At 66.2% G+C, this 26,082-nt stretch carries 31 protein-coding genes and 1 pseudogene; 19 read left to right on the top strand and 13 right to left on the bottom strand.

Annotated elements, in window-relative coordinates; translation table 11 throughout:
• Positions 1-84 precede the first annotated feature (84 nt).
• The gene (locus tag ACZYW1_RS10870; RefSeq protein ID WP_463785643.1) at positions 85-1,482 is read left to right on the top strand and encodes an alpha/beta hydrolase domain-containing protein; all 1,398 of its coding nucleotides are present in this window, start codon (positions 85-87) and stop codon (positions 1,480-1,482) included.
• Here ACZYW1_RS10870 and ACZYW1_RS10865 read toward each other — a convergent pair.
• The 3 genes from ACZYW1_RS10865 to ACZYW1_RS10855 all read right to left on the bottom strand — a co-directional run bounded on the left by ACZYW1_RS10865 (position 1,479) and on the right by ACZYW1_RS10855 (position 3,821).
• Complete coding sequence (locus tag ACZYW1_RS10865) at positions 1,479-1,847, bottom strand: hypothetical protein (RefSeq protein ID WP_463787791.1); 369 nt, start codon at positions 1,845-1,847, stop codon at positions 1,479-1,481. The two genes, ACZYW1_RS10870 and ACZYW1_RS10865, sit on opposite strands and share 4 nt — an antisense overlap.
• A 94-nt stretch (positions 1,848-1,941) precedes the next feature.
• The gene (locus tag ACZYW1_RS10860; protein ID WP_463785640.1) at positions 1,942-3,015 is read right to left on the bottom strand and encodes an NAD(P)H-dependent amine dehydrogenase family protein; all 1,074 of its coding nucleotides are present in this window, start codon (positions 3,013-3,015) and stop codon (positions 1,942-1,944) included.
• Positions 3,016-3,032: 17 nt separating this feature from the next.
• A complete protein-coding gene (locus ACZYW1_RS10855; RefSeq protein ID WP_463785639.1) occupies positions 3,033-3,821 on the bottom strand; it encodes an SDR family NAD(P)-dependent oxidoreductase in 789 nt (262 codons plus the stop codon).
• Positions 3,822-3,963: 142 nt separating this feature from the next.
• Here ACZYW1_RS10855 and ACZYW1_RS10850 point away from each other — a divergent pair, with 142 nt between their 5' ends.
• From ACZYW1_RS10850 to ACZYW1_RS10790, 13 genes are all read left to right on the top strand, one after another.
• The gene (locus ACZYW1_RS10850; protein WP_463785637.1) at positions 3,964-4,569 is read left to right on the top strand and encodes a TetR family transcriptional regulator; all 606 of its coding nucleotides are present in this window, start codon (positions 3,964-3,966) and stop codon (positions 4,567-4,569) included.
• Positions 4,570-4,623: 54 nt separating this feature from the next.
• On the top strand, positions 4,624-5,316 hold the full coding sequence (locus tag ACZYW1_RS10845) for a hypothetical protein (RefSeq protein ID WP_463785635.1): 693 nt from the start codon (positions 4,624-4,626) through the stop codon (positions 5,314-5,316).
• A 63-nt stretch (positions 5,317-5,379) separates the two neighbouring features.
• Positions 5,380-5,982 carry a TetR/AcrR family transcriptional regulator gene (locus ACZYW1_RS10840; protein ID WP_463785634.1) on the top strand — a complete coding sequence of 201 codons (603 nt, stop codon included), beginning with the start codon at positions 5,380-5,382 and terminating at the stop codon, positions 5,980-5,982.
• 153 nt (positions 5,983-6,135) lie between these two features.
• Positions 6,136-7,662: a nitric oxide reductase activation protein NorD gene (locus tag ACZYW1_RS10835; RefSeq protein WP_463785632.1), complete on the top strand. Its 1,527-nt coding sequence runs from the start codon at positions 6,136-6,138 to the stop codon at positions 7,660-7,662.
• Positions 7,663-7,684: 22 nt separating this feature from the next.
• Entirely contained in the window at positions 7,685-8,482 is a 798-nt protein-coding gene (locus ACZYW1_RS10830) for an AAA family ATPase (protein ID WP_463785630.1), read from the top strand.
• Between the two features lie 26 nt (positions 8,483-8,508).
• The gene (locus ACZYW1_RS10825; RefSeq protein ID WP_463785629.1) at positions 8,509-8,637 is read left to right on the top strand and encodes a hypothetical protein; all 129 of its coding nucleotides are present in this window, start codon (positions 8,509-8,511) and stop codon (positions 8,635-8,637) included.
• 95 nt (positions 8,638-8,732) lie between these two features.
• Positions 8,733-9,338 (top strand): hypothetical protein, encoded by a 606-nt coding sequence (locus ACZYW1_RS10820; protein ID WP_463787790.1) that lies wholly within the window; start codon positions 8,733-8,735, stop codon positions 9,336-9,338.
• A 19-nt stretch (positions 9,339-9,357) separates the two neighbouring features.
• Positions 9,358-9,801 (top strand): hypothetical protein, encoded by a 444-nt coding sequence (locus ACZYW1_RS10815; RefSeq protein ID WP_463785628.1) that lies wholly within the window; start codon positions 9,358-9,360, stop codon positions 9,799-9,801.
• Positions 9,798-10,847 carry an NAD(P)H-dependent amine dehydrogenase family protein gene (locus tag ACZYW1_RS10810; RefSeq protein WP_463785626.1) on the top strand — a complete coding sequence of 350 codons (1,050 nt, stop codon included), beginning with the start codon at positions 9,798-9,800 and terminating at the stop codon, positions 10,845-10,847. The genes ACZYW1_RS10815 and ACZYW1_RS10810 overlap by 4 nt, the downstream gene beginning before the upstream one ends.
• Positions 10,840-11,895: an NAD(P)H-dependent amine dehydrogenase family protein gene (locus ACZYW1_RS10805; protein ID WP_463785624.1), complete on the top strand. Its 1,056-nt coding sequence runs from the start codon at positions 10,840-10,842 to the stop codon at positions 11,893-11,895. The genes ACZYW1_RS10810 and ACZYW1_RS10805 overlap by 8 nt, the downstream gene beginning before the upstream one ends.
• Complete coding sequence (locus tag ACZYW1_RS10800; RefSeq protein WP_463785622.1) at positions 11,892-12,314, top strand: VOC family protein; 423 nt, start codon at positions 11,892-11,894, stop codon at positions 12,312-12,314. Before ACZYW1_RS10805 ends, ACZYW1_RS10800 begins: the two co-directional genes overlap by 4 nt.
• Before the next feature lie 21 nt (positions 12,315-12,335).
• The gene (locus tag ACZYW1_RS10795) at positions 12,336-13,586 is read left to right on the top strand and encodes a cytochrome P450 (protein ID WP_463785620.1); all 1,251 of its coding nucleotides are present in this window, start codon (positions 12,336-12,338) and stop codon (positions 13,584-13,586) included.
• Between the two features lie 21 nt (positions 13,587-13,607).
• The gene (locus ACZYW1_RS10790; protein WP_463785619.1) at positions 13,608-14,732 is read left to right on the top strand and encodes an NAD(P)/FAD-dependent oxidoreductase; all 1,125 of its coding nucleotides are present in this window, start codon (positions 13,608-13,610) and stop codon (positions 14,730-14,732) included.
• A 3-nt stretch (positions 14,733-14,735) separates the two neighbouring features.
• On the opposite strand, the pseudogene ACZYW1_RS10785 reads toward ACZYW1_RS10790, so the two are convergent.
• A pseudogene (locus ACZYW1_RS10785) lies at positions 14,736-15,472 on the bottom strand (methyltransferase domain-containing protein).
• A 185-nt stretch (positions 15,473-15,657) separates the two neighbouring features.
• Between ACZYW1_RS10785 and ACZYW1_RS10780 the strand changes: the two are divergent.
• The gene (locus ACZYW1_RS10780; RefSeq protein WP_463785617.1) at positions 15,658-16,548 is read left to right on the top strand and encodes an SDR family NAD(P)-dependent oxidoreductase; all 891 of its coding nucleotides are present in this window, start codon (positions 15,658-15,660) and stop codon (positions 16,546-16,548) included.
• Positions 16,549-16,552: 4 nt separating this feature from the next.
• Here the strand turns inward: ACZYW1_RS10780 and ACZYW1_RS10775 are convergent, their stop codons facing one another.
• Positions 16,553-17,299 (bottom strand): class I SAM-dependent DNA methyltransferase, encoded by a 747-nt coding sequence (locus ACZYW1_RS10775; RefSeq protein ID WP_463785616.1) that lies wholly within the window; start codon positions 17,297-17,299, stop codon positions 16,553-16,555.
• 52 nt (positions 17,300-17,351) lie between these two features.
• Positions 17,352-17,993, bottom strand: coding sequence for a TetR/AcrR family transcriptional regulator (locus tag ACZYW1_RS10770; protein WP_463785614.1), 642 nt, complete (start codon positions 17,991-17,993; stop codon positions 17,352-17,354).
• Between the two features lie 103 nt (positions 17,994-18,096).
• On the opposite strand from ACZYW1_RS10770, the gene ACZYW1_RS10765 reads away from it, so the two are divergent.
• Positions 18,097-18,606, top strand: coding sequence for a DUF1707 SHOCT-like domain-containing protein (locus ACZYW1_RS10765; RefSeq protein WP_463785612.1), 510 nt, complete (start codon positions 18,097-18,099; stop codon positions 18,604-18,606).
• Here ACZYW1_RS10765 and ACZYW1_RS10760 read toward each other — a convergent pair.
• Positions 18,596-19,960: an adenylate/guanylate cyclase domain-containing protein gene (locus ACZYW1_RS10760; RefSeq protein WP_463785610.1), complete on the bottom strand. Its 1,365-nt coding sequence runs from the start codon at positions 19,958-19,960 to the stop codon at positions 18,596-18,598. The two genes, ACZYW1_RS10765 and ACZYW1_RS10760, sit on opposite strands and share 11 nt — an antisense overlap.
• A gap of 117 nt (positions 19,961-20,077) precedes the next feature.
• Here ACZYW1_RS10760 and ACZYW1_RS10755 point away from each other — a divergent pair, with 117 nt between their 5' ends.
• Positions 20,078-20,842 (top strand): SDR family oxidoreductase, encoded by a 765-nt coding sequence (locus ACZYW1_RS10755; protein WP_463785608.1) that lies wholly within the window; start codon positions 20,078-20,080, stop codon positions 20,840-20,842.
• Here ACZYW1_RS10755 and rpsR read toward each other — a convergent pair.
• From rpsR to rpmB, 4 genes are read right to left on the bottom strand one after another with little or no spacing between them, the layout of a single operon-like run.
• Positions 20,839-21,081 carry a 30S ribosomal protein S18 gene (gene rpsR, locus ACZYW1_RS10750; protein WP_463785606.1) on the bottom strand — a complete coding sequence of 81 codons (243 nt, stop codon included), beginning with the start codon at positions 21,079-21,081 and terminating at the stop codon, positions 20,839-20,841. The genes ACZYW1_RS10755 and rpsR overlap by 4 nt on opposite strands.
• Positions 21,081-21,386, bottom strand: a complete 306-nt coding sequence (rpsN, locus tag ACZYW1_RS10745; RefSeq protein WP_463785605.1) for a 30S ribosomal protein S14 — start codon at positions 21,384-21,386, stop codon at positions 21,081-21,083. Before rpsN ends, rpsR begins: the two co-directional genes overlap by 1 nt.
• Positions 21,387-21,551, bottom strand: coding sequence for a 50S ribosomal protein L33 (gene rpmG / locus ACZYW1_RS10740; protein ID WP_463785604.1), 165 nt, complete (start codon positions 21,549-21,551; stop codon positions 21,387-21,389).
• Positions 21,551-21,778: a 50S ribosomal protein L28 gene (rpmB, locus tag ACZYW1_RS10735; RefSeq protein WP_463785603.1), complete on the bottom strand. Its 228-nt coding sequence runs from the start codon at positions 21,776-21,778 to the stop codon at positions 21,551-21,553. The genes rpmG and rpmB overlap by 1 nt, the downstream gene beginning before the upstream one ends.
• Positions 21,779-21,875: 97 nt before the next feature.
• Here rpmB and mrf point away from each other — a divergent pair, with 97 nt between their 5' ends.
• Positions 21,876-23,075, top strand: coding sequence for a ribosome hibernation factor-recruiting GTPase MRF (gene mrf, locus ACZYW1_RS10730; RefSeq protein ID WP_463785601.1), 1,200 nt, complete (start codon positions 21,876-21,878; stop codon positions 23,073-23,075).
• Positions 23,072-23,332, top strand: coding sequence for a type B 50S ribosomal protein L31 (locus ACZYW1_RS10725; RefSeq protein ID WP_463785600.1), 261 nt, complete (start codon positions 23,072-23,074; stop codon positions 23,330-23,332). Before mrf ends, ACZYW1_RS10725 begins: the two co-directional genes overlap by 4 nt.
• A 142-nt stretch (positions 23,333-23,474) precedes the next feature.
• Here ACZYW1_RS10725 and ACZYW1_RS10720 read toward each other — a convergent pair whose 3' ends face one another.
• Complete coding sequence (locus ACZYW1_RS10720; RefSeq protein WP_463787788.1) at positions 23,475-24,812, bottom strand: aldehyde dehydrogenase family protein; 1,338 nt, start codon at positions 24,810-24,812, stop codon at positions 23,475-23,477.
• Between the two features lie 22 nt (positions 24,813-24,834).
• A complete protein-coding gene (locus ACZYW1_RS10715; RefSeq protein ID WP_463785598.1) occupies positions 24,835-25,941 on the bottom strand; it encodes a phenazine antibiotic biosynthesis protein in 1,107 nt (368 codons plus the stop codon).
• Positions 25,942-26,082: the final 141 nt, after the last annotated feature.

The following is a 26,082-nucleotide window of genomic DNA, read 5'->3' as shown; positions in this document are numbered from 1 at the left end:
ATGCAACGCAATTAGGCCGGCGCCGCGTTGAGTGACCGCGGCCGTCGACGTCGACGCCGACTCGTCCGGCTCTATGATTCGCCCATGGCAACCAGCAACGATGCGGTCAGCTTTGCTCCGGTGTCCGGCAAACCCGCACTCCTGTTGGGCGCCTTCGACATCGGCGATGTGGGATATGTCGCAGAGGAGTTCTTCGTCTCGGGATCGGCGACGTCCTATCAAGCGGCCGGTGAACTCGGGCCGGATGGCCGGTGGAGTGTGGCGCCGGCGGCCGCGGCGAACTACACCACCCGGATCGTGGCACTGACGCCGAAGGATGCGACCCGGTTCAACGGGACGGTGCTGGTCGAGTGGCTCAACGTCAGTGGCGGCATCGACGCGCCGGCGGTGTGGATGATGGCGCACCGCGAAGTGCTGCGGAGTGGCTATGCGTACGTCGCGGTGTCGGCGCAGCACGTGGGGGTGGAGGGCGGTGAGAATATGACCGGCTTCGACATGTCGCTGAAAAGTCAGGATTCGCAACGGTATTCATCGCTGACCCATCCCGGAGACGCGTACGCCTACGACATCTTCTCGCAGGCCGGACAGCTGGCCCGGCGGCCGGAGGTCCTGCGCGGACTACGCGCCGAGCATGTCATCGCGGTCGGTGAGTCGCAATCGGCGATGTTCCTGACCACCTACGTCAATGCCGTCGACCCGCACGGCGGCGTGTACGACGGCTTCCTGGTGCACTCGCGATTCGGACCCGCGGCCCCGCTGAACGGCGACTCGGTGTTCGACGCGCTCGAGAGCACGTCATCGCAGGGGGTCGCGTTTCGGCCGGATGTGGCGGTTCCGCTGGTCACGATCATCACCGAGACGGATCTCTTCGGTGGCCGTCGGCAGGGCTACTACCGCGCCAGACAGGCCGACAACGAACATCTTCGGGTGTGGGAGATCGCCGGCACCGCGCACGCCGACAACTACACGATCCAGGTTGCGCCGATCGACACCGGCGCCGCGACGGTAGCCGATCTCGTGGCGGCCTACGCGCCGACCAACAAGCTGATGGGACAGGAACTGGATCACTGCGTGAACTTCGCACCCCAACACCACTACGTCTTGCAGGCGGCGCTGTCGGCGTTGAACGCCTGGGTGAGCGCGGGACAACCGGCACCCCGGGGAGCGCTCATCGAACTCGACGACGGTGAGCCGGTGCTCGACGAGCACGGCCTGGTGCGCGGTGGGATCAGGACTCCCTGGGTGGACGTGCCGATCGCCCGTACGTCCGGCGTCGGTGGGGAGCAGACAGCGATGTCGCCGATCTTCGGCTCCGGTGAGGCCTTCGACGAGGCAACCGTGCAACGGCTGTATCCGGGTGGGTTGGGCGAATACCTGGAACGTTTCACGGCGTCCCTCGACTCGTCGATCGACGCGGGTTTCCTGCTGGCCGCCGATCGCGCCGAGATTCTCGAGCTCGCCGCCGCGACTTTCCCGGGTTAAAGGGGAGGGGCGTCGAGCGTCAGGTTGAACAACGCCCACGCCATGCAGAACAAGAAGTTGAGCGTGACGAGGACCATGCCGACGAACAGCAGCGAGCGTGCGCCGCGGCGCTTCATCCGACGCACCCGCGCCCGGAACTCGTCACGCTTGAACTGAGTCGCGATCCGCGCGAAATTGAAGTCGCAGACCTCGGCGTGTGCGACCGGCGAACCGGCCAGCATCTGGCGCACCCGGTCGGGCGAGGTGCTCACGCCGACCCGGGCGAATCGCCGGCTCAGACGCCGAGCCTGCCAGCGACCGACGACGTGATCGCTGGCCCGCAGCAGCTGTCCGCGGTCGTGCGCCCACGGGGTCGACGGCGTCATCACACGCCGAAGTGTAGTCAGCCGCCGTCGAATATCGGTGGTTTCGCGTGCTTTGCGGTGACCGCACACTCGACCGCCGCTCTGGTGGGTGGCGTCACCACATCAATCCGCGGATGAGTTCCGCCGGGGGGATGTCCTCGACGGCGATCAGCCCCTGCGGTGCGCGGCAGACCCAGTCGATCGCGTTGACCACTCGAGCCGCGGTGGACAGGCAGCCCGCCTCGGTGACGTCGAGACCCGGATGCGACACGTGCGTATTCAGCTCGACGCGCGGATCCCCGTCGATCACGACCCGGTGCACCCCGACCCGCCCGTCCGGCGGATAGGGCCAATCCGGCGCCGAGTCGGCGGTCAGCCGGGTGATGTGTTCCATGGTGATCACCGCCGTTCCGTCGCGGACACCTTCGACTGCGAATTTCACCGCGGCCATCTGGCCCGGCTCCACCGTCGCCATCGTGCACTCGATCCGTTTGTCGGTGTACCACGGTTCGATGCGTTGTCGAAGCTCGTCGAGCTGCACGCCCAGCTGGTCGGCGAGATTGCGCACCGCGCCGCCCCACATCGTGGTGAGCACGCCCGGCAGGAACAGCATCGGCGTGTCGTCCTCGGCGCTGACGCCGAAACCCATTTGCTTGCCGGTGAATTCGTAATCGTCGTAGTTGGCGTAGTCGAAGATCTCCTGAACGGTGATCGCGCGGGCTCGGGTGACCAGACTCAGCGCCGTGTGCACCTCGGTGTCGCCGGAGTAGCCCGGGTCGATGCCGTTGACGTACAGCGATGCGTTGCCCGCTTCGCAGGCCTGCTCGAGCGGCACCCGGAGCCAGTCGTCGGCCTGACGAGGGGTCACCAGCCACACCATCGAGGTCGCCACGATGTTGATGCCGGCGGACAGGAACCTCGACATCTGGTCGATGACTTCCATGGGCCGGGTCTCGCCTTGCGCGGTGAAGACCACGCAGTCCGGCCGCAACGCAATGAGTGCGTCGATGTCGTCGGTGGCGATGATGCCGGTCGACTCGCCGAGCCCGCACAGTTCCGCGGCGTCACGCCCGATCTTGTCCGGGCCGGCGGCGTGCACACCGACCAGTTCCAGATCGGGGCGCCCGATGATCGCCGGTAGTGAGTGGATGCCGACGTTGCCGGTCGAGAACTGGACAACCCTGCGCATACGTCGACCGTCCTTGGTCAGTAGTCGGGAATCGGCAGCGGCGAATTGTTGGCGTCGATGCCGCCGTCCACGTGGAAGATCGCGTTGGTCGCGTAGCAGTCCCGCGTGGACAGATACACACAGAGCCGCCCGAGGTCGGCGACGTCGCCCAACCGGTGCAGCGGTGTCGCTTCCTGCATCTTCTCCCGCGAGCCGGGCATCATGTCGAGGCTCCCCTGAAGTCCGTCGGTGGCAAAGGATCCCAACGCGATGGCATTGACCCGGATCTTCGGTGCGAGCTCCTGTGCCATCGCGCGGGTGAGTGCCTCGAGGCCGCCCTTCGCCACGCAGTACGCCGTCAGCGCGCGGATGCCGAAACGGGCTGAGCCAGAGGAGATGTTGACGATGTTTCCGTGGCCGGCCTCGATCATGTGGGGCGCGACGAGTTGGCTCATGATGAACGCCGAGGTGACACACCAGTCGAAGGTGTGCCGGAAGTCGTCGTCGGTGATGTCCAGAAAGCGCGCATAGGTCGAACCGCCGACATTGTTCACCAGGATGTCGATGCGCCCGAAGCTCTCGATGGTCTGCGCCACCACCCGCTCGCTGTCGGGACGGCTCATGGCGTCCGCGACCAGCGCCAGACCCTTGCCGCCGGCGTCCTCGATGCCGGCGATGGTTGCGCGAATGTCGGATTCCGTACGCGCGGTGCCGATTACCGTTGCACCAGCCTCGGCCAGGACCCTCGCGATACCCTGCCCGACGCCCTTGCCGGCGCCGGTGACGATTGCGACCTGACCGTCCAGATTGAACTGCTCGAGCGCCATCCCCATCCTTCCGCCAGCGTCAGGTGGTGCCCATCTAACAAGTGAAACTGACTAAAGTCAACGTAATGAGAAGTTGAGCCGGCCGCTGCGCCAGCTATTCTTCACCTAGGGCGGGGAAACCCCGGATCAGAGGAAATGCACTATGGCAACGGTGGAAAAGCCGTCGGCACGCGAGAACAAGCGCCTACAGACCCGGGAACGCCTGCTCGGAGCCGCGATCGCCGAGTTCAAACGGGGCGGCATGGCAGACGCCGACGTCGGAGCGATCGTTGCGGCCGCCGGAGTCGCACACGGCACATTCTTCTTTCATTTCCCGACCAAAGAACACGTGCTGTTGGAACTCGAACGACGCGAGGAGGAGCGCATCGCCAAACAGCTCGACCGCTACGTCGGCGCGGCGCACGGCCTGTCCGCCACACTCGGAGAAGCGGTGCGACTCATCCTGGGTCTGGAGCGCCGGCTCGGCGCGAGTCTCTTCAAAGACTTCCTGGCGCTTCACTTTTCGCAGACACGACCGGCGGACGAAAGCAAAGAACATCCGGTGATCGTGCGGGTCGCGCAGGAGATCGAGCGAGCCCGCGAGCTCGGCCACGTCGCACCGGAGGTCGTTGCGGTGCACAGTGCCGTGTTCTTCCTACTGGGTCTCTACGCACTACTGACCACGACGCACGACTGGCCGACGCAGCGTGCGATGCTCGACGACTACGTGGCCAGCACGCTGCGCAGCCTGGGCGCGGCAACTGATTGACGCCAGTCAGTCTCTGCGGGAGGATCGGGGCCAGCCGACCCGCAGGAGGAGTCCTTGAGTTCGCCCATCCTGACCACCACCAGCCCACTGGATGAACACTTCGAGCAGTCCCATCTCGCCCAGCGCCAAGCAGACAAGTGGCTCATCTCGGGCAGCATCCTGATCGGCACCGCGGCCCTCGGGATCTTCGGCCTGCCACTCTTCCTCCGTGGGGTGTGGTTGCTCCGGAAGGCGCAGCGGGACGGCCTGTCGGTACGTCCGATGCTGGTGACGCTGCTGGGTTACCTGGTGATCATCGACGCCGCCATCAACACGGTCGGCTGGGCGCTCGACCTGGTGGCCAATCACACCATCCTGGCCCGAATCCTGTTGAACGGCTGGGGAGCAATGTTCGACGCCGGCTATTTCTGGCACTACAACGAGTTGTGGCTCGGTGGTGCGGCGGGTCCGGGTGAGAAGGCCCTCGAAGTGGGGCTGATCCTCACGGTGTTCACCATGCGGATCGCCGCCGCGATCGGTTTTCTGCAGATGAAGCGCTGGGGCCAGCAGTGGATGGTGATCACCTGCTGGATGGGCGTACTGATCTGGTGCGTCTACGTGTTCAACATGACGATGTTCGCCGACGTCCGCTTCGCCGGTGTGATCTTCCCGGTCGTCGGGTGGTGGCTCTACGACATCTTCTACATCACCCCGTTCCTGGCCATCCCGTACCTGCACACCGTCAACCGCGAGATCTTCACCGACTGATCAACTCCGTTATTGACCTCAATCATTGACTCTGGTCAGTAAAAGCGCTACAAAGGCCAGACCATGACGCCACACGTCAAGGCCACGGCACGTGAGGTGCGGAGGCGACAAACCCGGGAGCGCGTACTCGACGCGGCTATCGCCGAGTTCAAGCGCTCGGGGATGACCCGCGCCGACGTGAACACGATCGCCGCTGCGGCGGGCGTCGCGCACGGCACCTTCTTCTTCCACTTCCCCAGTAAGGAGCATGTACTTCTCGACTTGGAGTCCAGCGAAGAAGCCCGTATCGCAGCGGAATTCGCCGCGTATCTCGAGAACGCCCACGGCTTGGCGGCGTCGCTGGCCGAAGTCGTTAGACTCGTGGCAGGACTGGAGCAGCGGCTCGGCCCGCTGCTGTTCAAAGAGCTGCTGGCGCTCCACTTCTCGCCGACACGTCCCAGCCGAGACGACTGGAGCGACCATCCCGTGATCGTGCTGCTGGTGGACGAGATCGAACGGGCGCGCGGCGACGGTGAAGTGCATCCGGAAGTGGACGCCTTCTACAGCGCGACCTTCTTCCTGCTCGGCATCTACGGCGTTCTGACCACAACCGGCCATCCCGACAAGCGCGACACCATGCTGACAAAGCTGATCGCGACCGCCGTGCGCGGCTTGGCGGTGCGATGACGCAATCAACTGTGCCACAACCGATCAACAAGGAGGTCTGAGGTGGATTGGCTCTGGGAGATCCTGCGCTATGTCGCAGCGTGGGGTGGTACGGGACTGGTCATCTGGTTCTGGTACTGGATTTTCTCCAACCTCGGCACGTTCTGATCATCGATGATCGAGCTGTCCGATCCGCACGCCATGGCGACCGAACGCAGTTGTGCGGTGACGGCTGTCGCGCTCAGCGGGCAGCGCCGCGAGGGTGCCCGTCTGGTGACCGGCGGGAACCGTGAGTTCAGCCTGAGTCCGGGCCTCGATTTCGTCCATGTCCCGTATCCATCGACCGGCTGGACACGTCGGACCCTGACGTGCGGTGTGGCCCTGCAGTGTTCACCCTCGAAGGAGCGGCTCGCAGCGTATCGACTGCACGAGTTGTCCGCCCGCGAACTGCGGGCCGTCACCCTCGTCGAGGCCGGCGTCGCGCTGGGGTGGATCGCCGCGAACTGGCCCGGACTGCTGGTCGAGGCGCGTCGAATGTTGCCGGACCTCCCAGCGTTGCCCGCCGACACCGAGGCCGGCGAGATGGTCGAGCGAGCGATTTCGATGTCGCGTACCTCCGCGCCGCTGAGCGTCCCGCCGTTGGTGGGACGGTTGCCCCTGGCCCACACCGCGCCGCAGGGCCTGTCCGACAAACTGCGCCGCAGCTTCGGCAGAATGCCATGGACCACAACCCAGAAGCGTTTGCCACGGCCGTATTCGGTCCCGGTCGGCGGCGACGGCGGCGTACGCAATCCCAACCTGCCGCCACCGAGCCGGCCGCAGGACAACGACTTCGACACGACACCAGAGCACCGGCCGGGCATCCCCTATCCGGAATGGAATTTCTGGACCAAGAAATTTCTGCGTGACCATGTCGCCGTCCTCGAACGCGCGCATGCCGCACCGTCCCGAACGCCCGAACCCGCGTCGGCGGAGTTGCGCAAGTGGTTTGAGGAACACACCCACCGGGCCATGAAGAATCGCCTCGAGGACGGCTCGGACCTCGACGTCGAGCAGTACGTGCGGCACTACATCGACCTCGCCACCGGTGAAGCGATCGAGCCCCGCATCTTCCGGGACGTGCTGCCCACCAGCCGCGACGTCACAACGGCGCTTTTACTGGACGGCAGTTCGTCGCTCGGTGTGCACGGCGGACGGATCTTCAAGCTGGAGTTGGCCTGCGCCGACGCACTGTCGAAGGCGATGTCGCTCGCGCGGGAACGCCACGGAATCTTCGTCTTCACCGGTAACACGCGGCACCGCGTGGAAGTCAGTTGCCTGAAGGACTTCGAGGATCGGCGATTCGTGCCACCGGGCCGGCTGGGCCTGGCCACCGGCGGCTACACCAGGCTGGGTGCCCCGTTGCGTCACCTGACCAGTCGGCTGCTGGCCCAGCCTTCGGAGCGGCGTCTGTTGATCGTGATCGGTGACGGGCTGATCTCCGACGAGGGGTACGAGGGACGCTATGCGTGGGCCGATGTCGCGCACGCAGTCGAGGAGGCACACGACGCGGGCGTCTCCATCTACTACCTGGGTGTCGGCCCGACCCGTGTCGACCCGCTACCCGAAGTCTTCGGACCCCTTCGCTCCCAACGCATCCGGCGGGTCGAGGAGCTTCCGCGGGTATTGGCCCACGTCCACCGCGAGCTGGTGACCGCATGACCGACAACACCCTGGGGGGCGCATGACCACCGACACCTACTACTCGAACGGCAACGAAGTCCAGTTGTTCGAGCAGGCCTACCGCCAACGACTGCCGGTCATGCTCACCGGCCCGACCGGCTGCGGCAAGACCCGATTGGTCGAGCACATGGGCCTGCTGCTGAGCCGGCCGGTGTTCACCATCAGCTGCCATGACGATCTGACCAGTTCTGATCTCGTCGGCAGGTTCATGGTGACCGGCGGCGACGTGGTGTGGACCGACGGCCCGCTGACCCGTGCCGTGAAGGCCGGCGCGATCTGCTACCTCGACGAGGTCGTCGAAGCTCGGCACGATTCACTGGCCATCCTGCATTCGCTGACCGACCACCGCCGTGCGCTCTATCTGGATCGGGCCGACGAAGTCGTCAGAGCGCCAGAGGCTTTCATGCTCGTCTGCTCCTACAACCCGGCCTACCGCAGTTCCCTGAAAGAGCTGAAGCCGTCCTTCCGTCAGCGATTCATCACCCTCCCGATGCGGTATCTGCCCGCGGACCGCGAAGCCGAGGTGATCGTCGCCGAAGCGGGCATCGAGATCACGGTCGCGAGACGGCTCGTCGCCTGCGCCACGGCGATCCGGACAGCCGACCACGCCTTCCACTTCGAACCGCCATCCACCCGGGTCCTGGTCACCGCCGCACAGCTGATCGCCGCCGGCGCAGGTGAATTGGAGGCGGCAGAAGCCTGCGTGCTGGCACCGCTGTCGGCCGACGGTGCCATCACCGACGGCCTGCGCGAAGTCGCCGTCGCCAGTCTCGCCGACAGTTCACGCACATCTCACTAGCAGAACCGCCGAAAGGAGTCGCCACCATGGACCAGAAGGAACGACAACGCAAGAAAGCGCTGATCGTCCTGCAGATCGTCATCTACGGCTATCTGCTGCTGATGTTCGGAATCCAGCTCTACATGTCATTCGCCCGAGGGTGGTGGAACTTGTGAGCCCTCGGCTGCTGAACCAGGCCGCCGACGACTCGGTGAGCCTGGAGGACCATCACGACGAGTCACGTCTGGCCCAGCGGCGGGCCGACAAGTGGATGATCGTCGGCGCCGCTCTGATGGGGATGTGGGCGCCAGGGCTGATCGGCTTCCCGATCTTCATGCGCGGAGTGTGGTTGCAGCGCCAGGCATTACGGGCAGGTTTGTCGGTGCGGCCGATGATCGTCACCCTGATCGGTTATCTGGTGCTGATCGACGGCGCCCTCAACAGCCTGGGCTGGGCACTGGATCTGGTTGCCAATCACACGTTGATCAACCGCGTGCTGATGGTCGGGTGGGGCAACATGTTCGACGCCGGCTACTTCTGGCATTACAACGAGTCGTGGGTCGGGGGCGCCTCCGGCCCCGGCGAGAAGGCTTATGTGGCCGGATTGATCCTGACCGTGTTCGCGATGCGGTGTGCCGCGGCGATCGGGTTCCTGCAGATGAAGCGCTGGGGCCACCAGTGGATGGTGATCACCTGCTGGATGGGTGTCGTCATCTGGTGCGCCTACGTGTTCAACATGACGATGTTCGCCGACGTGCGCTACGCGGGCGTCGTCTTTCCCGTCATCGGTTGGTGGCTCTACGACATCTTCTACATCACGCCGTTTCTGGCCATCCCGTATCTGCACACGGTCAACCGCGAAATCTTCACCGACTGAACAGTTTAGGAGCACTACTGTGACTTCACCCTCGTCCGCGCCGGCATTCACCGAAGACAAGGACCCGGCCGAAGATCTGCCGCCCGGCACCACGCCGTACTACGCGAGGATGCACAAGTACATCAAGCGGGCCGTCCTCGTCTGTCTGGTCGCCCTGGTCATCGAAGGTGCGTTCACCCTGCCCTTCATGGCGGTCTACTACGGGTACCCGACCCTGAGCCTGACCCAGATCTGCAGTGAATTGCTGAAGGTTCGCTATTCTGACGACACCCTGGAATGCAAGGTCCCCTATCCGATGCTGGGGCCGCCGGAGGGCGCCGAGGGCAAGGACACCGCCCGGGACCAGTGGGGCATCCAACCGGTGCCGAAATACCACCGGCTGAAATTCCGCGAGCTCGTGCGTATTCACGATGCACGGGTGGCTCACCAAGGGACACAACCCCATTCGGCGCCGCACCCGTGACATTCCGAGTCGTCCAATGGACAACGGGCAACATCGGCGTGAAGTCGGTGCACGCGATCGTGGAGAACTCGCAACTGGAGCTGGTCGGATGCTACGCATGGTCGCCGGACAAGGTGGGGCGCGACGTCGGAGAGTTGTGCGGCATGGAACCCCTCGGTCTGCGTGCCACTGACGACATCGGCGCGCTCATCGCGCTCGAACCCGATTGCGTCGTCTACAACCAGATGTTTGCCGATGTCGACGATCTGGTGCGCATCCTCGAGGCGGGCATCAACGTCGTCACCACGTCGGAGTTCATCACCGGCCATCGGCTCGGCGAGGGCCGCGACCGCATCATCGGGGCGTGCGAGCTCGGCGGGTCGACGATCTTCGGTAGCGGCCTGAACCCCGGTTTCATCGAACTCTTCGCGATCGTCTCCGCTGGACTCTCGGACCGGATCGACCGGGTGTGCATCGTCGAGTCGTTCGACACGACGATCTACAACTCGCCGGAGACCGAGAAGATCATGGGATTCGGCTACCCGATCGATCACCCGGGCCTGGCGGCGGTGACGGAGGAGGGCTCCGGAATCTTCCGCGAGGCCGTCCTCATCGTCGCCGAAGCGTTGGGGGTCGAGCTCGACGACATCCGTTGCGAGGCCGAGTATGCCCAAGCCACCGAAGACGTTCACCTTCCCGGGGACTGGGTGATCGGCAAGGGATGTGTGGCGGGAATCGACGTGAGCTGGCGGGGATTCGTCGGCGATCGCGACGTCGTCGAGGTGCGGGGGGTGTGGACCAAAGGTCAATCGCTGGAGCCCACCTGGACGATGGGCTTCGGGTACAACATCACCGTCGAGGGCCGGCCGACGATCAAGACGACGCTGGCGTTCGAGCCGCCCGCAGATTTCGTCGCGGAGACGATCGAGGAGTACGTCCTGCTCGGCCTGACCATCACGGCGGTTCCGGCCATCACCGCGATACCGGCCGTCGTTGCGGCACCACCCGGCATCGCTACGTACAACGATCTGCCGCTGTTACTTCCGCGGGGAGTTCTCCATGTCTGACAAGACCTATCGCATCATCCAGTGGATGACCGGCGACGTCGGACAGGTAGGGGTCGGTCATTTCGCCGACAGTCCGGTATTCGACCTGGTCGGCGTGCTGGTGCACAGCGAAGACAAGGTCGGCAAGGATGCCGGTGAGATCGCCGGCATAGGCCCGATCGGGGTGATCGCGACCGACGACATCGAGTCAATCGTTGCCCTGGAAGCGGATTGCGTGTTCTACACACCGATCATCATGGATGTCGACACCGTCTGCCGACTCTTACGCTCGGGCAAGAACGTCGTCACCACGAGCGGCTTCTTCCATCCGACCGACGACTTCCGCGACGGCGGTGAGCAGATTACCGCCGCCTGCCGAGAGGGCGGGACGTCGTTCCATGCCGGCGGAATCCACCCGGGTTATGCCGGTGACATCCTGCCGCTGACGCTGGCCCGCGTGATCAGCAAGGTCGAGCAGATCCGCGTGTACGAAGTCGTGAACGTGCTCACGGATGCGCCTACCGACCACATCGACTGGCTCGGCTTCGGTAAGGCGAGGGACAAGTTCCTCTCCGAGCCAACGATTTTGGGCCTCGGCATGACGTTCTTCGCGCAGTCGATGCACATGATCGCCGACGGCCTGGGCGTCACCATCGACGATGTGACTGCCGAACTCAGAGCGGCGGTGGCGACCGAGGACATTGCGCACGAACAGGGGGTGATTCCCCGTGGCACCGTCGCCGCCCAGCATCACGAATGGACGGCCTGGGTCGACGGCCACCCGCTCATCGTCTTTCATGCGATCTACCTGACCTGCGGACCGGAAGGCATTGAGCCGGCGTGGAATTGGGGAAAGACGAGGTACCAGATAGTGATCGACGGAGACCCGCCGACCGAGCTGACGCTCGAGGGCGGCACTCAGCCGGACGGTTCGACGACGCACCCCGGCTACAACTGGACAGCGATGGGCGCCATCAACGCGATCCCCGACGTCTGCGACGCCGCGCCGGGATGGCTCACCCATCTGGACCTCGGACTGGTCCGGCCGCGCGGCCTGGTGCGCAGATGAGCGAATCGCGAGGGACACAGCTTCATCACGTCGTGTTCGCCGTTGCGCCCGAACGGCACGCGGCCGCAGCGCAGATGTTCACCGAACTCGGCTTCAGCTTCGAGAACACCGATCTGACCGAACTCGGCCTGACCATCCATCTGGATTGGAACGGCGGTGTCGAACTGATCAGCGCCGTCCCCGGCTCGACCGCAGACGTGGCGGCATCGGTCAATGAGTTCGTCGAGCGTAACGGCGACGGCGTGTACACCGTGGTGCTCCGGGTTCCGGGAGCGTCCGACGCCGAAACCATCGCCGAACGCTACGGATCGAAAACCCGCTTCCGGCAAAGCTTTTCCGGTGAAGGCTCATACCTCGACGAGATCGACCTGTCGGTGTTCGGCCTTCCGCTGACGATGCTGTCGACCAACATCCCATGACGACGCCGGCGAGGAGACGCCGTGAGCATTGACACGGCCAAGCCGAGCGTGTTCGAGGCCGGCCTACCCACCCTGAGCTACGACCTGACCGACACCCCGCAGCAGATCTATCCGCAGTTCCAAGCGGCCCAACGATCGGCACCGATTGCGTTGGGGCCCATCGGGCCCGAGGTGCTGTCGTACGAACTGGCGCGGACGGTACTTCGTGACCCACGGTTCGTCATCCCGCCGGGGATTCATCTCTCCGCCCACGGGATCACGTCGGGACCGTTGTGGGACAGAGTGACCCGCAGCATCTTGAACATGGAAGGTGCTGAACACCGTCGGCTGCGCGGCTTGGTGTCCAAAGCTTTCACGCCGCGGGCGACAGCAGGCATGGACGCCACGATCCACGCCGTCGTCAACGAGCTCGTTGATCGGGTCGCGGACTCGGGTCAGTGCGAATTCGTCGCGGACATCGCACGTCCATACCCCATCCCGGTCATCTGCGCGTTGCTCGGCGCACCTCGCGCGGACTGGCAGCAGTTCGCCCGATGGGCCGAGGACATCTTCAAGATCGTCAGCTTCGACTGTGATCTCGCGCAGGAGGAGCCCGTCATCCTCAAAGCCTGGGGCGAGTTCGACGCCTACCTCGACGACATGGTCGCCGACCGGCGTCGGCACCTGACCGAGGATCTGCTGTCCGAGCTGATCGGCATCGAGGATGCGGGCGATCGTCTCGACGCCGCGGAGCTACGCATGTTGGCGTTCAGCATTCTGTTGGCCGGCACCGACACCACCCGTAGCCAATTGGCGGCCTCCATGCAGGTGCTGTGCGATCACCCCGAGCAGTGGGCGCTGCTGCGCGACCAACCCGAGCTGGCCATGCGCGCCGTCGAGGAAACCATGCGGCATTCGCCGTCGATGTGCAGCACGGTGCGCAGTGTCACCGACGACGTCACCGTCGGTGATTACACCTTTCCCGCAAGCACTTTCATCCTGGTGAACACCTACGCGGCCAATCGCGACTGCGCGGTCTACGACGACCCGACCCGCTTCGACATCACCCGCGACGCCCCGCCGCCGATCCTCACGTTCGGCGGCGGGGTGCATTACTGCCTCGGCGCCAACCTGGCGCGACGCGAACTCGCCGAAGCGCTCAAGATCCTCGCCCGCCGGCTGCCGAATCCACGGCGAACTGGACCCGCGCCGTGGAAGCCGCTGCTCGGCATGAGCGGGCCCACCAGTCTGTCCCTCCAGTTCGATACGGCATCACCGACAATCCAGAACTAGAACCTGTTACAGTTTCGCCGCATGAGCCGCAAACGCGTCGTCGTCGCGGGCTTGGGCGACGTCGGTGTCCTTGCCGCGATCCGGCTCGCCAAGCACTTCGACGTCGTCGGCGTCTCGGTCAAGCCGGGCCTGGTCAGCGGACAGGAACTCGGCGTCCGGCTGGCCCGGCCGCGCGACTGGGCCCGCGACTACTGGATTCCCTTCGACAGGTTCCGGCGACTGGACCGGGTGCGGATCATCCAGGGCTCGTTGACCGGTGTCGACCTGGCCGCGCGGACCGTGTCCGGCGACGGCGACGACGGCACCCCGTTCGTCGAAGGCTATGACGCGCTGGTCATCTCGACCGGAGTGAGCAACGGCTTCTGGCGTCGGCCCACCCTGCAGTCGGCCGCTGACGTCGGCGCCGACCTGCACGCCGCGCATGAGCGCCTGGCCACCGCAGAATCCGTGATCGTCGTCGGCGGCGGTGCGGCCGCGGTCACCAGCGCCGTCAACCTGGCAACGACCTGGCCGGACAAGCGAATCGACCTGTACTTCCCGGCTGATCGGGCACTCGGCGACTATCACCCGCGGATCTGGCAGCGCATTCAGCGCCGGCTGACCAGGCTCGGCGTCGGCCTGCACCCGGGCCATCGCGCCGCGCTGTCCAACGGTTTCACGGGTGACGAGATCACCAGCGGCGGAGTCGACTGGAGTACCGGTCAACCCGCGGCGTCGGCCGACGCCGTGCTGTGGGCGATCGGCAAAGTGCAGCCGAACACCGACTGGCTGCCACCCGACTTACTGGACGAGAGCGGCTTCGTTCGCGTCAGCCCGGAGCTACGGGTGCCCGGCCGTCCGGAGGTGTTCGCCGCCGGCGACGTCGCGGCCTCCGACCCGCTGCGCAGCTCGGCTCGCAACCGGGGCGACGCGCTGGTCGCCCACAACGTCCGGGCCGAACTGGCGGGCGGCCGCCCGAAGACCTACCGCTCGCCCGGCCGCCGGTGGGGTTCGATTCTCGGCATTCAGCCGGATGGGTTGGAGGTCTTCCTGCCCACGGGCCAGGCGTTCCGGCTGCCGTCGTGGCCGGTAGAGCGGCTGGTGATGCCGCTGGTCGTGCGCCGCGGCATGTACGGCGGTATTCGGGAGAACTCACCGCAGGTGTGACGGTCAGTTCCGCGTGCCGCGCACCCATTGGAAGGTGCCGACGGTCTTGACCCGCACGCTGGAGAACCCGTGGTTTTCAAAGATGTCGCCGACCTCGTCCTCGTCGAAGAGGTGCGCACCACCGGTCGGCAACGCCCGCCACAGGTCGACCGGGGGACGCAGGGTGGGGACCATGACCGCCAGGCGGCTACCGGGTTTCAGGACGCGGCCGATCTCGGCCACCGCCGCTGCGGGGTCGGGGATCAACTGCAACACCGCGAGCGAGATCGCCGCGTCGAAGGTCGCGTCGCGGAACGGCAGCTTCTGCGCGTCTGCCCGCAGGAAGCCGACCTGTGGACTCGCCGCGGCGCGCACCGCACGGTCCAGCATCGGTTCGGAGATGTCGATACCCAGCGCGAGTCCCTCGGGCCCGGCCGCGTGAGCCAGTGAGGTGGTGATGTTCCCGGGCCCGGAGCCGACGTCGAGCGAGACACCGCCGTCCGGGATGTGCAGCCAATCGATCGGAAGCTGCATGGCGGCGATGAATCGTCGGGTCAGTCCCCGGGCTTTGTCGTACAAGAACGACCCGATCGGTGATGCCCAGGCCGCCTGGATTGCGCCGTCGTTCTTGGCGACATCCGCGTCGGCGTTGCCGAGCAGGTCGAGTAGCCGTGACCGGCGTCCGGTTCCACCGGCGGTTCGGCGAGTAGGTCCAGGGCCCTGTGCAACGCAGGCGGCAACGTCGTTGTCGATTCCGTCATCGTGCGCCACTCCTTCTCATGTCACCCGCGTCGACGGCGCGCGGGCGTCGCTTTGGCGAAATGTTCAGTTGTACAGGCGTTTACGCGTCGATAAGAGCAACGCGTGGCCCCGCACCCCCGTGGGCAGCCTACGCCCGGGCGCCGATCGCTTCCACCGGCCGAGGTGGCAGGGCTACTGTCGAGCGGTGACGACATCGTGGTCTCCGAGCCGACTCGGCAACTTGTCCGGCAAGCGCATCATCGTGACCGGAGCGACCAACGGGGTGGGCCTCGGCACCGCCCGGCTGCTGACGCGCGCGGGCGCGCACGTGATCCTGGCCGTCCGCAACACGGAGTTGGGCGCTCAACGCGCCGCTGAGATCGGCGGCTCCACCGAGGTGGCCAAGCTCGACCTGGCCGATCTCGCCTCGGTCCGGGCATTCCCCGATCAGTTCACCGGCGACGTCGACATCTTGATCAACAATGCCGGGGGCCTGAGCCAGCATCGCACCGAGACCGTCGACGGCTTCGAAATGACCATCGGCACAAATTATCTGGGCCCATTCGCGCTGACCAACCTGCTGCTGAACCGGGTGCGGGCCCAGATCATCAACGTCGGGTCCGACGCCCACAAGGCCGCGACGCTACGACTCGACGACATGCACCTGCGTTCGCACAAGTGGGCGGCCTACCCCGCGTACGCGCGCTCCAAGCTGGCGGTGATGTTGTGGAGCCTCGAACTCGATCGACGGCTGCGGGCCGCGAAGTCACCGGTGGTCGCCCAGCTCACCCACCCCGGCTGGGTGTCGTCCAACCTGTCGAACGTGTCGGACAAGCGACTGATGGCGGGCTTCCACCAGGTGGTCGCCGCCTTGGCGGACAGGTTCGGCAACGACATCGAAGAAGGCGCGGCGCCGACGTTGTACTGCATCAGCGAGCCGATACCGCCGGGCAGCTACGTCGGTGTCGACGGGCGACTCGGGCTCAAGGGTGGCCCGGTACTCATCGGCCGGTCAGCGCTGGCCGCCGACTACGAGGTCGCGGGCCAGGTATTCGAGTTCGGCGAAAAAGAAACCGGCACAACGTCTCCCGTCTGACCAGCTAGGCCGGTGTGGCGAAGATACCCACCGCGTCGCCGCCGACCTTCACCCCGGCCGGCCCGATTCGTGCGATCAATCGCGCCCGCAGTTCCGCTGCCTTGTCGGCGGCGACCAGCAGCTGATGGGAGAACGTGAACGCGATGTCCACCCACTGCTGCGCGGAATAGTGCAGATCGTGCGGATACTCGTGCTGTGTCACGGTGAACCCCGCCGCGGCGATCATGTCGGCGACCTCACCGGGACTGCCGTCGCCACTTCGGGTTTCGACTTCCAGGTAGTCGGCGTAGATCTCGTCGAACTCGGCTCGCGTCGGACTGACGGGACGCAGCCGGTTCCAGATCAGCGCGAGCTTCCCGCCGTCGTCGAGGACGTCGCGGATCTTCGGCAGCGCCGCGGCGGGGTCCACCCAGTGGAACGATGCCGCGAACACCACCCGGTCGAAGCGGCGGCCCGCCGGGTCCCAGTCTTCGAACGTCGCGAGCTCGACCGGAATGCCCTTGGCCCGCGCGACGGCCGCCATCCGTGCATCGGGCTCGACGGCCAGCAGGTCGGCGCCCCGTTCGATGAACTGCATCGAGGCGATCCCGGTGCCGGCTCCGCCTTCGAGTACCCGGCGCGCACCGGGCGCCAGCACGTCGTCGATCAACCGGTCGGGGTAACGCGGACGGTGGGTGTCGTAGTTCTGTGCGGCGCCCCCAAATGAGTTGGCGCGCTCGCGATCAGTGAACAGATTCAGCCGCGGTGGCATGGCGTCGAGGGTAACGACGACAGTTGTGACCCGGCTGTGAAGCCGCGTCGGCTCACCGCGCCCGGGTTCCCGGCGGCCCGGTGGTGGGTGCGCGCGTGAGGTCGCCACCGACGTATCGGGCGAACAAGTCGGCGAGGGCACCGGCGAACTCGGCCGGGTCATTGCCCGACGGTTCGGCCGCGGCCTGGAGGGCGCCGTCGCGGGTCAGTACCACGAGGCCGTGCACCAGGGCCCAGCTGATCAGGGCCAGTGTCGGCGGAGTCTCTGGTTCCGGTGGATCGATTCCCGCCAGCTCGCTCACCGCGGCGGTGAGTGAGCCGATGGCCTCCTGTTGCGCCGCGGCGAGTTCCGGATCGTCGCCGTGCAATTCGCCTGGCGTGAACATCAATTCGAAGAGGGCGCGGTGGGCCAGGCCGAAGTCGATGTAGGCGCGTCCGAGCGTCGCGAGTTGTCGCTGGGCGTCGGGCTCGTGCACGGTGGACAGCCGCACGGCGAGGGCATGAAATCCCTCTGCGGCGATCGCGGTCAGCAGACCGGATCGGTCGCCGAAGTGGTATTTCGGCGAGGCGTGCGACAGGCCCGCTCGACGGGCGACGGCCCGCAGGCTGATCGCGGCCCGGCCGTGGTCGACGAGTTCTGCGCGTGCGGCGGCCAGCAGCGCTTCGCGTACGTCGGGGCGGGCGTCCGGGGCCATGAGCAGGATTCTCACCCATTCGTATTGACAGTGTCAAACAGCTCTGCGATGCTGGCGGGAGGATTTTGACAGTGTCAAACACGAGGAATTGGGGAGGGTCACGATGTACGACCGAGGAGAAGCCATGATGATGAATTGCCCGGTCATCGTCGCGTCGGGACGGCCGTACCGTCGGTCCCACACCGATCCGAGCGTCCGCGTCGGAGATCACCAGCGAGAGAAGGTCGTCGCGCGACTCGGTCAGGCGTTCGCGCAGGGATACCTGTCGATGCCGGACTACGAGGCCCGGCTCGACCGGGCTTTCCAGGCGGAAACCGCCGGCGCGCTGACCGAGGTCCTCGGCGACCTTCCGGTCAGTCGCATCGCGCGCAACGACCCGCAGCGGCGCGCCGACAAGGCCGCGGCCGCACGCCGCGGCGTGCGAATCCACCTCGCCGCGTACCTGGCGGCGTCACTGCTGATGATCGGCATCTGGCTGGCTGTCGGAGTCACCGCGGGCGCCTGGTACTTCTGGCCGGTCTGGCCGATCATGGGGATGGGGATCGGCGTCGTATCCCACATAGTCCCGGTCCACAACTGGTTGCGTGGCAAGGGTTTTCCCGTCAGCGTGTGACGCTTACGTGGGCACGCTCCAGCGCGCACAGCCGCCACTGTCCGGGGACGCCTTTGAGGGTGTGCTCGCCGCGATCGGCGAACCGGTGCCGGGAGCCGGTGACGATGTCGCGGACCGTCGAGGACACCAGCACTTCACTCGGTCCGGCCAGCGCCGCGACGCGCGCGCCGATATGCACCGCCATCCCGGCGACGTCGTCGCCGCGCACCTCGACCTCGCCGGCGTGGATACCGACCCGAATCTCGATGCCCAGCAACCGGATCGCGTTGATCAGGGAGTCCGCGCAGGCGATCGCGGCGCTGGGGCTGGGGAAGGACGCGACGAAGCCGTCACCGGCGGTGTTGACTTCGAAACCGCTGAACCGCTCGAGTTCGTGCCGCACCATCGTGTCGTGGTTGTCCAGCAGGTTCCGCCACCGACCGTCGCCGAGGGACGCGGCCCGTTCGGTCGAGCCGACGATGTCGGTGAACATGATCGTGGTCAGCACCCGCTCGGCGCCGAACCCGTCGCGGACACCGGTGACGAACTCCTCGATCTCATCGAGCATCGGCGCGGTATCGCCGACCCAGTACAGCGCGTCCGCTCCGGGCAGCCCGAAAAAGTGCGCTCCGGGAATGTGCTCGGCGATATATCGGCCGTTGTCGACCGGGCAGAAATCCGAGTCCCGCCGATGCAGCACCAGTGTCGGCGCCGTGATCCGCGCGAGGGTGTCGCGGACATCGGAATGCCGGGCCTTCAGAACGATGGCGCGGGCCATGCTGGGCGAGGCCGCCCGGTTGCCCGCCATGTCCCACCACGAGCGGAACGCGTCGTTGTCGACCATGCTCGGCGCGATGAAGCCGAGCATGTCGAATCCCTGGTCCACGGCATCCGGCTCCATCGCCACCGTGGTGTATGGATCTTCGTCGACGATCTCGAATCCCATCGGGTAGTCGTCGGCGCGCAGCGTGCGGGCGGCGCCGTTGATGATGATCAAGTTGCTGACCCGTTCCGGATAGTCGGCTGCGAGCACGAGTCCCGTCATCGAGCCGAAGCCGGGGGCGAGAATCGTCGCCCGCTCGCAGCCGATCGCGTCCATCACCGAGATGGCATCTTTGGCCCAGAACTCCGGCCCGATCACGTCCTGCGACACCCGCGAGGACATGCCCACGCCGCGCTGGTCGAGCCGGATCACCCGGCTGAACGATGCCAATCGCCGGTGGAAGCGGTACATGGACGGATCGGCGTCGATGGTGTCGATCGGGATGGACGGACCCGGCAACACCAGCACGTCGGTCGGCCCATCGCCCAAGGTCTGGTAGGCGATGTCGGCCTCGCCGCAACTCGCGTAGCGAGTCCGTGGAAACTGCGCCACGCTTACAGGCTAGAGCACCGAAACGACACGTTTCGGCTGTCTTCTACGCGGTAGTCGCATCGCGGCCCAGCTGCCGCGAGTATGCAGGTAGCAGAAAGCAACGAGAGGAAACAACGCATGCAGTTGACGGGTAACACCGTTCTGGTCACCGGAGGGGGCACCGGGATCGGCCGGGGCCTGGCCGAGGCTTTTCACCGGCTGGGCAATAACGTCGTCATCGCGGGCCGCCGCCTCGAGGTGCTGAAGGAGGTCGCCGAGGCCAACCCGGGCATTCAGTACCTCACCCTGGACCAGGGCGACGCCGGCGACATCCGTCGATTCGCCATCGAAGTCAAGGACAACCACCCCGACGTCAACGTTCTGATCAACAACGCCGCCATTCAGTGGGTCGAGAATCTCGTCACCGGCGGACCTGGGCGAGCCGAGCAGACCATCAACATCAACCTGCTCGGCCCGATCCGGGTCACCGCGGCGGTGCTGCACGCACTGCTCGGCAAGCCGCGCGCGACGATCATCAACGTCACCTCCGGGCTGGCTTTCATGCCCAGTGCCCTGACGCCGTCCTACTGCGCCGCCAAAGCCGGGCTGCACTCGTACACCCAGTCACTGCGATTCCAGTTGCGCGACAGCGACGTTCAGGTCATCGAGATCATTCCGCCGCGAGTGCAGACCGCGCTGCAGGGAGAGCGCGGATTCGACCCGCGCGGACTGCCGCTCGACGATTTCATCGCCGAGACGATGACGCTGCTGCAGACCAAGCCCGAGGCCGAGGAGATCATCGTCGAGCGCGTCAAGGGATTCCGGTTCGCCGAGCGGGACGGCGCATTCGACGAGATCTATCCCGCCTTCAACGAACGGATGACCGCGGAGGTCGACGACTAGGGCAGCAGCGCCATCTCACGGGCGTTCTTGATCGCCGTCGCGACCTGACGCTGCTGTTGCACGGTCAGACCGGTCACCCGGCGCGACCGGATCTTGCCGCGCTCGGAGATGAACAACCGCAGCCGGGCGGTGTCCTTGTAATCGACCTCTGCGACGCCAAGGGTTTTCAGCAGATTCTTCTTGGCCGGCTTGTTCTCCTGCGCCGGGAAGCGTCGGGTGCGCTTGGACCTGCCGGCCATCACCAGCTCGCTTTCCGGATGCCGGGAAGCTGTCCCTGATGCGCCATTTCGCGCACCCGGACTCGGGAGAGCCCGAACTTGCGGAGATGTCCGCGCGGTCGTCCGTCGACCGCGTCGCGGTTGCGTAGCCGCACCGGGCTGGCGTCGCGCGGCTGGCGATCGAGTTCGCGTTGCGCCGCCAGGCGCTGCTCGACCGTGCTGGTGGGCGCGCGGATGAGGCGTTTCAATTCGGCTCGTCGGTCGGCGTACCGGGCGACGATGTCACGCCGCCGGTCGTTCTTGACGATCTTGGATTTCTTGGCCATTCAGCGTTCCTCCCGGAAGTCGACGTGGCGTCGGAGCACCGGGTCGTACTTCTTCAGCACGAGGCGGTCCGGGTCGTTGCGACGGTTCTTGCGCGTGACGTAGGTGTATCCGGTGCCGGCGGTGGAGCGTAGCTTCACGATCGGACGAATCTCGTTGCGCGCCATCAGATTCGCTCTCCGGCGCGGCGAAGACGGGCGACGACGGCCTCGATCCCGTCGCGATCGATGACCTTGATGCCTTTGGCGCTGACCCGCAACGTGATCCGGCGATTCTGCGACGGCAGGTAATAGGTCTTGTGCTGGATGTTCGGCGACCATCGACGGCGGTGCGAGTGCGAGACGGTATTGCCGAAACTCACCGAGCGTCCGGTGACCTGGCAGCGAGCGGACACGAGCCTCTCCTTAATGAAAATCGTTTTCGACAAGCTGACCGCCGAACTGTAACGTGTCGATGAGCTTATTGAAAACTGTTTTCAAGAAGGAGTGGGGATGCGGACACCCGTGGTTCTCGTCGCCGGCCAGGACGGAACCGACGCGGTCGCCGGCACATTGCTGCGCCGACCGGGGACGGTAGTGGTCGAGCACCGCTTCGACGGCCACGTGGTGCGACGGACGGTCGTCAGGCTGCGTGACGGCGACCTGGTGATCGCCGAGGAGGCACTGGAACTCGCGCACGGCTGCCTGGCCTGCACGATTCGCAACGACCTGCTGGTACTGCTGCGAAAGTTGCACCGCCGGGCCGACATCGAACGGATCGTCGTTCACCTGGCGCCGTGGCTGGAGCCCGAACCGATCTGCTGGGCGATCAACCACGTCCGCGTGCGGGTCGGGCCGGGATACCTCGACGGCGTGCCCGCCCGCGACGTGGTGATCACCGGAGTGGTCACATGCGTCGACACCATCGAGTGGCTGGGTCAGGCGCTGGGTGAGGACGAGTTGTCCGACGGCCGCACGGTCGCCCAGGCCGTCGTCTGCCAGGCCGAATTCGCCGACGTCCTGGTGCTCAACCGCGCCGACCCGTCGACGCTGGCCGTCCTGCGCAGGCTGGCACCCCGTGCGCGGATCACCGTCGGCGTCGAGCGCGTCGAGATGTCGCTAGCCCACGTCGACGAGCAGTCACGGCGCGGCCGCAGCGATCACCCGCACGCACCGCTGCTGGCCGGATTGCCCCCGCTGGCCGCCGAGGGCCCGATCAGGATTCTGGAGTTCGGTGCCCGCCGGCCGTTCCACCCCGAGCGACTGCATGCCGCGGTGGACACGCTGCTCGACGGCGTCGTCCGGTCGCGCGGCCGGCTGTGGTTGGCCAATCGGGGCGACCAGGTGATGTGGCTCGAATCGGCCGGCGGCGGCCTGCGCGTCGCGTCGGCCGGAAAGTGGTTGGCGGCCATGACGTCATCCGAGGTCGCCTACGTCGACCCGGAGCGGCGGGCTTTCGCCGACCTGATGTGGGAACACCGGTTCGGCGACCGGCACACCTCCATGACGATTCTGGCCTGCGGCGCCGACCCGGCCGAGATCGCCGCCGCGCTCAACGGCGCGCTGCTCACCGACGACGAGCTGGCCGATCCGGACTCGTGGTCTCGCTACGACGACCCGTTCGGCGACTGGCACCAAGACCCATGCCACGAAACACCCGATATGGCAGGCGAATTCACGGCACACCGCAACAGTAACGGAGAATCCGAATGAAACCAGGCATCCATCCGGACTATCGGCCGGTGGTGTTCCAGGATGCGAACACCGGCAAGCAATTCCTCACCCGTTCGACGATGACCAGTTCGCGGACCATCGAGTGGGAGACCTCCACCGGTGTCGAGACCTACCCCCTGGTGGTCGTCGAAGTGTCGAGTGACTCGCACCCGTTCTGGACCGGCACCAAGCGCACGCTCGACACCGAGGGCCGGGTGGAGAAGTTCTATCAGCGCTACGGTCAGCGCAGGAAATAGACTGGTGGGCAGCCTCAGTCGCGGATGATCCCCGACCCTCGGGCGATGATTGCCATCATCCAGAACGACGTGAGCGTGGTGGTCACTCGCACGTTCTCTCGCAGGCGTCGATCTCGACGAAGTGACGCGCGAAACCGTGACCTCACTCGCGGATGATCCCCTTGTTGCGCATCAGGAAGTCCGCGAGGAACCCGTCGTGCGGGATCTCGGGCGCTGTGTGGTGGGTCGGGTGGTGACCACCGTAGACACTGGCGATGGTCGGGTCGGCGAGAAGATCGTCGATGAGGTCGTCGTCGGTGGTGATCGCACTGATCACCAGCGAATGCCGCAGCGGCGCCAGTCCGTCGGCCCGCGTCCAGGGGGCCACCCAGACGCACGGAAAAGGCAGTTCGACATTGAGCTTGGCGACGTCGGGTGCGGCCAGCAGGTGCACTGCCGGGCGTAGCGCCGCATAGCCGTCGCCGAGCGGCGCGACGACCTGGTCGGCCCCGAGCAGCGCGTTGGCGCCGGCGGCTACGTCCGCCAGATGGCTCGCCAAAGCGGTTGCGGTGTCGAGCTTCTGGACGGGTAGGGCATCGTCGTCGATAGCCGACAGGCGCCCGGCGATCGCTGCGGCCAGCGGTGCCGCGTCGCCCTCGTAGAGCACGGCGGTGGTGTTGACGCAGGCGACGCCGCCGAGGTCGGCGATGGAGTCGGTGATGACGTCCAGATAGTCATGCCAGTCGTGCTCGGCGGTGATCAGCAGCTTCGCCCGACCCGGCCCGTTGACGAAAACCGTTGCATCCCCGGCGTATTTGTCGACGACGTCCTGTCCGCCGTAGACCATGCTCAGGTCGGCGGACCGGACGATCTCGTCGGCTCCGCGATGGTCGGTAGGCAGGTAGACGGCGTCGTGCGGGCGAAATCCAGCCTGCCGCAACGCGTGCACCAGCCGGTGGGCTGTCAGGGGCTCGCGGCGGGACGGGCGGACCGCGACCCGGTAGCCCAGCGCCAGTGCCTGTGGCCACAGCGCATGGACACCGGGACCGTTTCCGGAGGCCAGCACCGCGAAGACATCGCCGCGACGGGCCCAGACCGCGCCGCCGCGGCGCTTGTCACGCCAGTCGAGCGCCGCGCCCGAGGGCCGGGCCTGCTGTACGGCGGCGAATGCCGATGCGACGCCGTCAGCGACGCCACGCGCCCCGGCGCGGGTGACCGGGACCGGAACCCCGGAGATGCGACTGGCCAGGTCGACGTAGGCGTCGAAGTCCAGCCCCGCGACCACGCCACCGGCGAACTCGTCGGCGGCCTTGGCCAGCGCGGCCTCCCGCTCGTGGACCGCCAGCGGCCGAACCTCGCGCTGTGCGCCGATCGCACGAGAGACGTACAGCGGCGGCACAAGACTGAGTTCGGCGACCGCGGCGCCGCTGGTGGTCGTGACGGTCTCGCGGGAGCGGGTGCGGTAGTCGCCGTCCGGCCCGAGAGCGTCGATCGTCAGCAGATCCGTTGTGTCGGTTTCCATCTCAATAGACCCCTTCGATGACCGGTTCGCCTTCGAAGGCGGCGACCGGGCTCACCTCGCTGAGCGAATCGCCCACCTGCCCGTCGGGACCCGGCAGTCGGATGGCGCTGTCGCGCTCGAGGTTGTTGGGCAGGAACATGCCCTTGCTGACGTGGTTCATGATCACCTGTCCGCGCTGCCCGTACGGCACCTGCTCGCCGCTGTCCGGGTCGACCACCCAGAACGTCGCGTAAGGACTGCGGGGATGGAACACGAACGGGCCATCGCCGTCGATGCGTCTGGTGACCGCCTGCGACAGGATCATCGTGCTGCCGAACGCCATGGTGATGGCCGTATCCGGGAAGATGTCACCGAGTAGGTCGAGGGTGTCGAGGTCGACGTGCGCGCCGCTGAGCAGCATGAAGCGGACCTTCTCGTTGAGCAGGCTGACCAGTTCGTCGTCGCGCGCCATCGCCTCCAGCAGCGGGGGAGTGGTGTGCAGGTTCGCGATGTGCTGGGTGTTCAGCACGTGGACGGCTTGCTCGACGACATGGTCGACGTACGCTGCCATCTCCGCAGCGGCATTTCGGGCTACCAGCTTCTTCACCCAGCGGGGGTCGAGGTCGATCGCGTGGAACGTCGAGCCGAGTCGTTCGGACACCAGCCGGGAGAAGTAGCCCACTCCATGCGGTCCGCTCGGCATCATGCAGAGGAATCCGCGACCCCGCACGAAACCGCCGTCGGCGAAGTCCTCGGTCTGCCACCGCACTACCTGAGCGACCCAATCCGGTAGCTGCACGGTCCTTTTCGGTGCGCCGGTAGTGCCGCCGGATTCGAAGATCTGCGGCACCGGCGGGGGTGAACCTACTGAGAAATAGCCGCGCGGAACGAGGTCGTCAACGGACTCGGTGCGTAAGTCGCTGAGCAGGTTGGGAAATCGTCGAAGGTCGGCGAACGTGGTGACGTCGGTGAGGGGGTCGAAGTCCAGGGTGCGAGCCGTCCGCAGCCAGAACGCGCTGCCGGTCTGTTCGCCGAAATGCCACGCGACGGCGGCACGCAGATAAGCGTCCGGGTCGCCGACCTCGTCCTGGCGTGGCACGTCCAGCAGCGAGAAGTCGATGTCTGCCATGGCTCCGATCATGTCGCAGGCCACCTGCGCGGGCAATTGGCGTCGCGCCAATCCGCCTCACCGAGAACGGTTTTCGTGCCACGTTCACCGGGTGTAGCCGAGACATTCGCCGCCCCGACATCTGGCGCACCGGGTCGGCAC

Source organism: Mycobacterium sp. IDUB_36, assembly GCF_055419225.1.
The sequence above is the reverse complement of the archived record's forward strand: the minus strand, read 5'-3'. Positions and strand labels throughout refer to the sequence as shown.

What these genes read in the sequence shown, in the direction of transcription:
- ACZYW1_RS10870 (WP_463785643.1), top strand. Translation starts at nt 85, where the DNA reads ATGGCAACCAGCAACGATGCGGTCAGCTTTGCTCCGGTGTCCGGCAAA.
- ACZYW1_RS10865 (WP_463787791.1), bottom strand. Translation starts at nt 1,847, where the DNA reads ATGACGCCGTCGACCCCGTGGGCGCACGACCGCGGACAGCTGCTGCGG.
- ACZYW1_RS10860 (WP_463785640.1), bottom strand. Translation starts at nt 3,015, where the DNA reads ATGCGCAGGGTTGTCCAGTTCTCGACCGGCAACGTCGGCATCCACTCA.
- ACZYW1_RS10855 (WP_463785639.1), bottom strand. Translation starts at nt 3,821, where the DNA reads ATGGCGCTCGAGCAGTTCAATCTGGACGGTCAGGTCGCAATCGTCACC.
- ACZYW1_RS10850 (WP_463785637.1), top strand. Translation starts at nt 3,964, where the DNA reads ATGGCAACGGTGGAAAAGCCGTCGGCACGCGAGAACAAGCGCCTACAG.
- ACZYW1_RS10840 (WP_463785634.1), top strand. Translation starts at nt 5,380, where the DNA reads ATGACGCCACACGTCAAGGCCACGGCACGTGAGGTGCGGAGGCGACAA.
- ACZYW1_RS10835 (WP_463785632.1), top strand. Translation starts at nt 6,136, where the DNA reads ATGATCGAGCTGTCCGATCCGCACGCCATGGCGACCGAACGCAGTTGT.
- ACZYW1_RS10830 (WP_463785630.1), top strand. Translation starts at nt 7,685, where the DNA reads ATGACCACCGACACCTACTACTCGAACGGCAACGAAGTCCAGTTGTTC.
- ACZYW1_RS10825 (WP_463785629.1), top strand. Translation starts at nt 8,509, where the DNA reads ATGGACCAGAAGGAACGACAACGCAAGAAAGCGCTGATCGTCCTGCAG.
- ACZYW1_RS10820 (WP_463787790.1), top strand. Translation starts at nt 8,733, where the DNA reads ATGATCGTCGGCGCCGCTCTGATGGGGATGTGGGCGCCAGGGCTGATC.
- ACZYW1_RS10805 (WP_463785624.1), top strand. Translation starts at nt 10,840, where the DNA reads ATGTCTGACAAGACCTATCGCATCATCCAGTGGATGACCGGCGACGTC.
- ACZYW1_RS10800 (WP_463785622.1), top strand. Translation starts at nt 11,892, where the DNA reads ATGAGCGAATCGCGAGGGACACAGCTTCATCACGTCGTGTTCGCCGTT.
- ACZYW1_RS10790 (WP_463785619.1), top strand. Translation starts at nt 13,608, where the DNA reads ATGAGCCGCAAACGCGTCGTCGTCGCGGGCTTGGGCGACGTCGGTGTC.
- ACZYW1_RS10775 (WP_463785616.1), bottom strand. Translation starts at nt 17,299, where the DNA reads ATGCCACCGCGGCTGAATCTGTTCACTGATCGCGAGCGCGCCAACTCA.
- ACZYW1_RS10770 (WP_463785614.1), bottom strand. Translation starts at nt 17,993, where the DNA reads ATGGCCCCGGACGCCCGCCCCGACGTACGCGAAGCGCTGCTGGCCGCC.
- ACZYW1_RS10765 (WP_463785612.1), top strand. Translation starts at nt 18,097, where the DNA reads ATGTACGACCGAGGAGAAGCCATGATGATGAATTGCCCGGTCATCGTC.
- ACZYW1_RS10755 (WP_463785608.1), top strand. Translation starts at nt 20,078, where the DNA reads ATGCAGTTGACGGGTAACACCGTTCTGGTCACCGGAGGGGGCACCGGG.
- rpsR (WP_463785606.1), bottom strand. Translation starts at nt 21,081, where the DNA reads ATGGCCGGCAGGTCCAAGCGCACCCGACGCTTCCCGGCGCAGGAGAAC.
- rpsN (WP_463785605.1), bottom strand. Translation starts at nt 21,386, where the DNA reads ATGGCCAAGAAATCCAAGATCGTCAAGAACGACCGGCGGCGTGACATC.
- rpmG (WP_463785604.1), bottom strand. Translation starts at nt 21,551, where the DNA reads ATGGCGCGCAACGAGATTCGTCCGATCGTGAAGCTACGCTCCACCGCC.
- mrf (WP_463785601.1), top strand. Translation starts at nt 21,876, where the DNA reads ATGCGGACACCCGTGGTTCTCGTCGCCGGCCAGGACGGAACCGACGCG.
- ACZYW1_RS10725 (WP_463785600.1), top strand. Translation starts at nt 23,072, where the DNA reads ATGAAACCAGGCATCCATCCGGACTATCGGCCGGTGGTGTTCCAGGAT.
- ACZYW1_RS10715 (WP_463785598.1), bottom strand. Translation starts at nt 25,941, where the DNA reads ATGGCAGACATCGACTTCTCGCTGCTGGACGTGCCACGCCAGGACGAG.